This window comes from Colwellia sp. 6M3 (genome assembly GCF_014077595.1).
In the GTDB taxonomy this organism is placed as follows: domain Bacteria; phylum Pseudomonadota; class Gammaproteobacteria; order Enterobacterales; family Alteromonadaceae; genus Cognaticolwellia.
The window spans coordinates 1-7,719 of sequence record NZ_JACGWF010000133.1; the positions used below are offsets into that span (position 1 = coordinate 1).

A 7,719-nucleotide genomic window follows, 5' to 3' on the forward strand; every position below is an offset into this window, starting at 1 on the left:
CTATTAACTAACTTTCTAACTAAAATGAAATACTTGATTCAGCAGAACAGTTATCAGTACCTTGGTCACACACTTTATAAGTATATGTACCTGAAGTTTTAAAACTGTCTGTAAATAAACCATCATTTGCTGTTGTTGATCTTAATGAGCCATTTCTAAAGATATCAACATTACTTGTTACCGCTCCAGACCATGATAAATCAACTTTGTTTTTGCCTTTAGAACGATAACCATTAGTAGTTAAGCTAATATCACCGCCTGCTGGAGGAGGCGTAACACCACCGGCACAACCATTAGTAGTTAAGTATGCATCTGCAGTTGCCGCTTTAACAATACCGTAGCCAAAATATACATCTTTACCGGCAGCGCCATTATCTTCTGCTGTTGCTTTTAGCGCTTCACGTATTTCTGTACCTGTACATTCATTGTGGTTTGACCAAACTAATGCAGCAATACCTGAAACACCCGGTGTCGCCATCGATGTACCACTCATAAAGCCATAATCTGTTGCACCGATAGCAATATTAATCGTTGTAGCTGATAACAGAGCACTACGATCTTCAAACGCCGCGCCTACAGCAGGAATCGTTGTAGCATTTATATCGCCTAAAGTTCCGTATAACATACCTGCTTCGTTGTTAATCAAAACAGCGCCAATACCACCAGAGTTCTGACAGTTTTGAACTTTGTCGTGGAATGAAATAACACCACGGTCAATCACACAGACATTACCATTGGCAGCGCTATCTGTTGTTTCAGCAGTCCCCATATAATAAGTACTACCATTAACATTTCCGATGTTTTCCATAGAAGACGAAGCATATGCTGTGCCGTCTGCACTCATCGAAGCATTTGTTGCTAGTCCTGCAGGATATGTAGAAAGTGTGTCCACACCTCCGGCTGTTACTTCAACACAAATGGTTTCATCTGTGGTTGTCGTTACTTTTTTGCCACGTCCAGTAGATACTGTACAACTGGGAAATTGTGAAAAATCAGCAATATTGTTATTGGCATCGTTTGCACCGATCATCATCACCGAAGAATAACCTGCGGGATATGAGCGCACATTATTACCATCGTTTCCTGCAGCAGCGACGACTAAACCACCAGCGTCAGTAAAAGCTTTAAAGGCATTTTCTTCAGTACTGTTTGCAGCACCACCACCTAAACTCATACTAATGATATTTGCACCTGCCGCACTACATTTTTCAGCAGCGAATGCTAAGTCAGAAGAGTAGCCCCAACCTGCAGCGTTGAATACTTTTATAATATGCATATCAACACCTGGCGCCATTCCTACAACACCAATATTGTTATCTGCCGCACCAATAGTACCTGCCACATGTGTTCCGTGAGGACCACCATGCTCATCCCAATTACCAGTACCAGAATCATTATCACCGGTGATATTGTTCCATATAAAGTCAGAATTAGAACGATCTAGACCTGAGTCAATAACACACACTTTCATGCCTGCATTAGCATTAAAAACCACTTGATTTGCCTGTGACTGATATACCGCATAAGGCGTTAACTGTTCAGTCATCGCGTTACCAATATCGTCGTTGTATAAAGCACTCGCACTTCGGCGTTGATCTTCTTCAATCATTTGAATATGTGGATTGTTCATTAACCCTTTAACTTCTGCTAATGATTTTCCAGCAAAAGAGGCAGCAATAAATCCGTTACCATCGATTTTCAAGTCAGCATTAAGTTTTTTAGCTAACGCTTTCACAATTCCTTTTTTACTTTCATCAACTTTGATGATGTATCTATCATCAGCTGCTTGGGCTGTGAATGCAGATGTTACTGCAATGGCAATTATAGAGTTTGTAAATTTAGAAATTTTCATAGATGCTCCAGCTGTTTATGTAGTAAAGAACTTATTATTATTTTTTTGCTGTTAAGAAACTTGTCTTAAGTACTACACGATACTATCAGCAACACAAAAACCCTCTAGTATAAACGCGACGTTTTTTCATATAAAAGCGACAATAATTAATAAAACACAATAGAACCAATGACTTTAATAAATTAGCATTTATATTACTTGTCGTTTTTTTATTAAAAAAAGTCTTTTAATTGCTATTACAATCTCTTTAAAAACGCCAAGCTTAATTTCGATGATTAATCATCCTACGAGAAAAATAATACGTCCGATGTAGTATTAAATTACTGGATTCAGCGTAAAAACAATTGGAGTTACCTTTAGATGATAAATAATAGAACATTAGGATTAAGTGCTTTAACACTTTCTATAATTGCTGCAACGAGCAACGCGCAGACTTTTCAAGCAACTGAATTACAGCTTACCCCTGTTAATGCAAACAATACGATGACAGCAGTTAATGCTGACTTTACCCAATGGCGCGAAGATCAAAAAATTCAAAGCCATAACTTTACTGACCGCATTATTGTTAAATATAAAAATGGTTTTGAAGCACAAGCACTGAATGGCTTTGCTTCAGAAAAAGCGATGCCAAAAGGTCTAGCTAAAAAAGCAGGCCAGAGCTTAAAACATTTAAAGAAGCTTAAAAATGGTCGCCATGTTATTTCAATCGGCAAGCAAAAACATATTAATGACGTAAAAGCGATGGCGCTTGAGCTTAATAGTCATGCAGACGTAGAGTTTGCAGAACCAGATTTTAAACGCTACTTAATGGCACAAAATCAGCCTTGGGGTATCGCTGATACTCAGTCTGATCAACTTACTGATAATGATGCAGCAAACATGACTGTATGTATTATTGATTCAGGCTATCAACGTTCTAACCCAGATTTAAATGCTAACAATGCCTCAGGTACTAATAACTCAGGTACAGGTAACTGGTACCAAAATGGTGGTTCACACGGCACACACGTTGCAGGTACTATTGCTGCCGTAAATAACTCTGAAGGTGTTGTCGGTATTTTGCCGAATACTAATGTAAACTTACACATTATCAAAGTATTTAACGAGGCTGGCTGGGGTTATGTTGGTGAACTAGTTGATGCTGTTGATACCTGTGTTAATAATGGCGCTAAAGTTATTAACATGAGTTTAGGTGGCGCTGGTTCAAGTGTTGCTGAAAAAAATTCATTACAAGCGGCTGCAGATTCAGGCGTTTTACTAATCGCTGCTTCAGGTAATGACGGTGATGCAACTCTATCTTACCCTGCTTCATACGATGCTGTTATGGCGGTAGGTGCACTTGATCAGGGTCGTCAACATGCAGAATTCTCTCAATATACACCACAAGTTGAAATTTCAGCTCCAGGTGAAGCTATTTTGTCTACGGTTGCCGGTGACGGTCGTCTAGGTTATATCTCATTGGGTTCTACTACATATGGTAATGATGAAGTTGTACCTCAAACACATTATGTACAAAGCGCAGGTAGCTTTACAGTAAGCAATGTAAATAGCTCGGCTAATGGTGTTTTATCTGCTTGTACACTTTCAGGAAGCACTTATAGCTGTTCAAACGTTTCAGGTAATATTTGTTTGGCTGAACGTAATGACAACCAAAAAGGTAGTAACTACCCAGAAATAAACCCAGCAAAAGCTTGTGCTGATGCAGGTGCCTCTGGTGTTATTGTTTATAGTAATAGTGCACGTCCAGGTTTACAAAACCCATTTTTAGTTGATGCTAACACTGATGTAACTGTACCAACAGTTTCAATAAATCGTGCTTTAGGTTTACAACTTATGAACCAGTTAGGCGTATCGGCTAATTTGAATGTAGTAGGTAATCAAAATTACGCTTATTACAACGGTACTTCAATGGCTACACCTCATGTTTCGGGTGTTGCTGCTATTGTTTGGAGTAATAACCCAAGCTGTAGTGCAACAGAAGTTCGAAATGCATTAAAAGCAACAGCGATTGACTTAGGTGCAGCTGGACGTGATGACAAAACCGGTTTTGGCTTAGTACAAGCTAAAGCGGCATCTGATGCATTAGCAGCAAGCTGTGGAACAACCACTCCTCCTCCTACAGGTGGTGGTAATGAGCTTTCAAATAGTGTTGCTATAACAAACTTAGCTGGCTCAGCTTCACAAGAACTAAGCTTTACAATGGTTGTACCTGCCGGTGCAACAAATCTAAACTTTGATATGGCTGGTGGTACGGGCGATGCTGACCTTTACGTTAAATTTGGTTCTGCTCCTACAACATCAAGTTATGACTGTCGTCCATACAAAGGTGGTAATGCAGAGTCTTGTCCAATTGCAACAGCACAAGCAGGAACTTACCATGTGAAAGTTATTGGTTATTCAGCTTTTAATGGTGTTAGCTTGACTGGTAGCTTTACTGAACCTACAACAGGTGGTGTTGCTACAGGTGGTAGTGCTTCTGTAACTGATATTTCTGTAGCTCGTCGTGCATGGACTTACTACACAATTGATGTACCAGCTGGTATGTCTACACTTGATTTTAATATGAGTGGTGGTACAGGTGATGCAGATTTATACATCCGTCGTGGTGCTAAGCCAACTACATCTACATATGACTGTCGCCCATATAAAAGCGGTAACTCAGAAGCATGTGCATTTACTGACCCAGTAGCTGATACATGGCACATAGGTATTTACGGATACTCTGCAGCAAGTGGTGTTAGCTTAGATGTTACATACAATCCATAAATAATTGATAACTAGATCCCAACTAGTGTAGTAATTAGAGAAAGTACAATGTACTTTCTCTTTTTTTTGCTCATTATAAATGCCACACTTTTCCATTCAAACAGTAATAATACCTAGCCTCCATGGCATTTAGCTACTTAAAACATCCCTTGGCTCGATTCTGAAGATCATATCAACCTAAACAAAGGATATTGTATTGAATCTAATTAAACATTAGGACACTATAAAGATGGTCTAGATCTAATACTCATATTACAATTTAACTTGCCTTTAAACAGTTATTGAAACTGACTTTTCTATCGTTACTGGCAAGGATGATTTGAACCTCGGGACAACAATTAATTTCCAGCTAGATACAACTACGTTATCAACACTAAGTGATAACAAGGTGTTTACCTTTAAAAAATTCTTCATGAACATACAGGAATGTACAGATGATAAAAGGCAATAAAACTGTACTGCTATTCGATCTAGACGGTACTTTGCTTGACAGTGCACCAGATCTTGCTGCAGCAATAAATGAAATGTTAATTTCACTCAGCTTAAAAGTATTTTCACAAGAAGTTATCCGAGGCTGGGTAGGTAATGGTGCTAAAACCTTAGTTGAACGTGCTTTATCACATTCTATAAATAACCAGTCTGAAAATAGAAAATTTAGTGAAGCTGAAATAAATAACGCCTTAGCAATATTTTTAACATACTACCAACAGAAGCTCTGTGTTGAGTCTGTATTATATAACGGCGTAAAAAAAACCTTATTAGCGTTAAAAAAACAGGGGTATCGTTTAGTGATTATTACTAATAAACCAACTATATTTATTGCACCTATTATAGCGAGTTATAACTTAACTGATTTATTCGAGTTACAACTTGGCGGAGACAGTTTGAAAGAGCGTAAACCACATCCTCTCCCGTTGTTGCACGCTTGTAAGGTGTTAAACGTTTCCACAGATGAATGTATCATGATAGGTGACTCTAAAAACGATATATTGGCAGCTAAAGCTGCAAATATGCAGAGCATAGGGTTAACTTACGGGTATAACTATGGCGAGGATATTAATACACATAAGCCTGACTGGTGTTTAGATACATTCCCTGAGTTAATACCATTATTAGATAAAGTTTTTAGCTAACTCTTCAGGGTATTGTCGTTGCTTAGCTAAAGTAACCGCTAAATTTGTTACCTCGGCATCTGTACACTTTAATGTAACGGGGAAATAGTGTTCATGAAGATGCTTGCCCAATAGAGTTTTATTAACTAAACCAACATCTTGTAAGTTTTGCAAAATTTCATCTGCAGCCGCTAATGCCGAGGATGCTTTTACTATTTCGGTACGCGCGTAATGTTTACCATAAAAAGAAACATCAGCTGCACGCAAGCTAGCATCATCACCAGGTATTTGTTGAGCACCAAACATAGGCTTTGCCGCAACCCTTGCTTGTGAAAAGTTTTTAATATATCTCGCAAGATGTCCGATAGAGCCTAATGTTCTATCGTTTACTATCGTTGATGGCCATTGTTGATCAATCTTTTTGATAAATCGTTCAGCTAATATAGGTTGGGCACTTTGCTCACCACTCGTCACTAAACCTTTTTCAAATAAGGTAATGTCTTGAGTCATACCATGCAATTGAAAATAACCATTTTGATATGGTGTCAATTGTGCCATGCCATTAGGTGTGCCACGCTCACCGTGAAAAACAACTTCAGGCCATAGTCCTTTACATTCAGGCCAATGTGCAACATATGCGGCTTTAAATTCAACCATACGTTGGCGTTTCGCTTGTAGCATGTCATCAATTTCACCACTTTTGAAACCGCAGGCATTAATTATGTAATCAAAGTCTTCATCAATTGGGTCATTAATTTGATCAACGCTATAAGTTAGCCGCCACTTTTCATCATCAACCAATTTAGTGACTTTTATAACTTGGCTATTAAGCTTAATTTGACAACGAGGCAGTTTTTCAATGGCTAGGGTTGCGATAGCTGCTAGTCGAAAAGCAGACCAACCATACTCTTGCACTAATAACACAGGGTATTTCAATTTATCTAGATCAACCTGCTGGGCAAAAGCTACTAACCAGTCTTCATTACTATTAGCTATTGTTGGCTGTTCCTTCTTCCTTAATCGGTCTAGATCACTACGATCAAAGGTCAAAAAATATTGTGCCGGATCACCTAACACTTTATTACTAAGATCTTGTGATACCAACTGAGCATAATACTCACTGAGCTTTTTTAAACGTGGTAAAAAATCAACAACTTCACCTTTATCCGTTTTAGGTAAAGCGATTATAGTTGGACGAAAGTTAATACTATGTGGATACACTTTTATTGTATCTATCGATTGCTTTAATAAAGTAAAACATTGTTGTTCTGATATTTCACGATATAAATTTCCACCGGCATGTAAGTGACAAAAAGGAGGGCCATTAACTAAACTCGGCCCTTTTTCTATTAACGTAGTATCAATACCTAACTCAGCAAAACGTAAAGCAATAGTTGAACCCGCAACACCACCACCAATAATGGCAATTTTTGTATCTGAGTCAATTAAAGGTTGAAGAGTAGTTTCGGTGTTATTCATAATACTTACGATAGAATACTTATGTATCAGTATTTTACTTCGACAGACGTCATTTGCGTAGATGTAATTACTAAAAATAACAATTAATGTGCGTTTATTATCAGCTTAAAGGATTAAATTTGAATTGAATTCTCTATTTTCTCTTAGAACAAGTTAAACCATAGAAATTTTCGTATATTGTTTACCTCTTCAGAAAGCAAAAAAACCGTAGCGTTAGCTACGGGTTTCTCTTAATAGAAGCCTAACAATGACGTGCAAGTTCCTACATGGATGTAGGTTAGTAGAGTAATGCAGGAGCAATTACCGAGATGAACTAATGCCGTGAGCACATGGATGTGCAGGAACAGCGTCCCTCTCACATAACGAGTTTTAGTTTATAAATTCCAGACAGCAAAAAGCCCGACTCTTTCGAATCGGGCTCTTCTAAATAGAAGCCTAGCAATGTCCTACTCTCACATGGGAACTCCCACACTACCATCGGCGCTAACACGTTTCACTTCTGAGTTCGGA

General features: G+C 38.3%; 4 protein-coding genes. 2 read left to right on the forward strand and 2 right to left on the reverse strand.

The features are described from left to right. Positions 1–19: 19 nt before the first annotated feature. Positions 20–1,852, reverse strand: coding sequence for a S8 family serine peptidase (locus H4J50_RS17890; RefSeq protein ID WP_182257554.1), 1,833 nt, complete (start codon positions 1,850–1,852; stop codon positions 20–22). A 360-nt stretch (positions 1,853–2,212) separates the two neighbouring features. Here H4J50_RS17890 and H4J50_RS17895 point away from each other — a divergent pair, with 360 nt between their 5' ends. After that, positions 2,213–4,618, forward strand: a complete 2,406-nt coding sequence (locus H4J50_RS17895) for a S8 family serine peptidase (RefSeq protein WP_182257555.1) — start codon at positions 2,213–2,215, stop codon at positions 4,616–4,618. Between the two features lie 434 nt (positions 4,619–5,052). After that, a complete protein-coding gene (locus tag H4J50_RS17900) occupies positions 5,053–5,751 on the forward strand; it encodes a phosphoglycolate phosphatase (RefSeq protein WP_182257556.1) in 699 nt (232 codons plus the stop codon). Here the strand turns inward: H4J50_RS17900 and H4J50_RS17905 are convergent. Next, entirely contained in the window at positions 5,731–7,209 is a 1,479-nt protein-coding gene (locus H4J50_RS17905) for an FAD-binding oxidoreductase (RefSeq protein WP_182257557.1), read from the reverse strand. The two genes, H4J50_RS17900 and H4J50_RS17905, sit on opposite strands and share 21 nt — an antisense overlap. Positions 7,210–7,719: the final 510 nt, after the last annotated feature.

Coding starts and splice junctions, on each gene's coding strand:
- H4J50_RS17900 (WP_182257556.1), top strand. CDS start 5,053: ATGATAAAAGGCAATAAAACTGTACTGCTATTCGATCTAGACGGTACT.
- H4J50_RS17890 (WP_182257554.1), bottom strand. CDS start 1,852: ATGAAAATTTCTAAATTTACAAACTCTATAATTGCCATTGCAGTAACA.
- H4J50_RS17895 (WP_182257555.1), top strand. CDS start 2,213: ATGATAAATAATAGAACATTAGGATTAAGTGCTTTAACACTTTCTATA.
- H4J50_RS17905 (WP_182257557.1), bottom strand. CDS start 7,209: ATGAATAACACCGAAACTACTCTTCAACCTTTAATTGACTCAGATACA.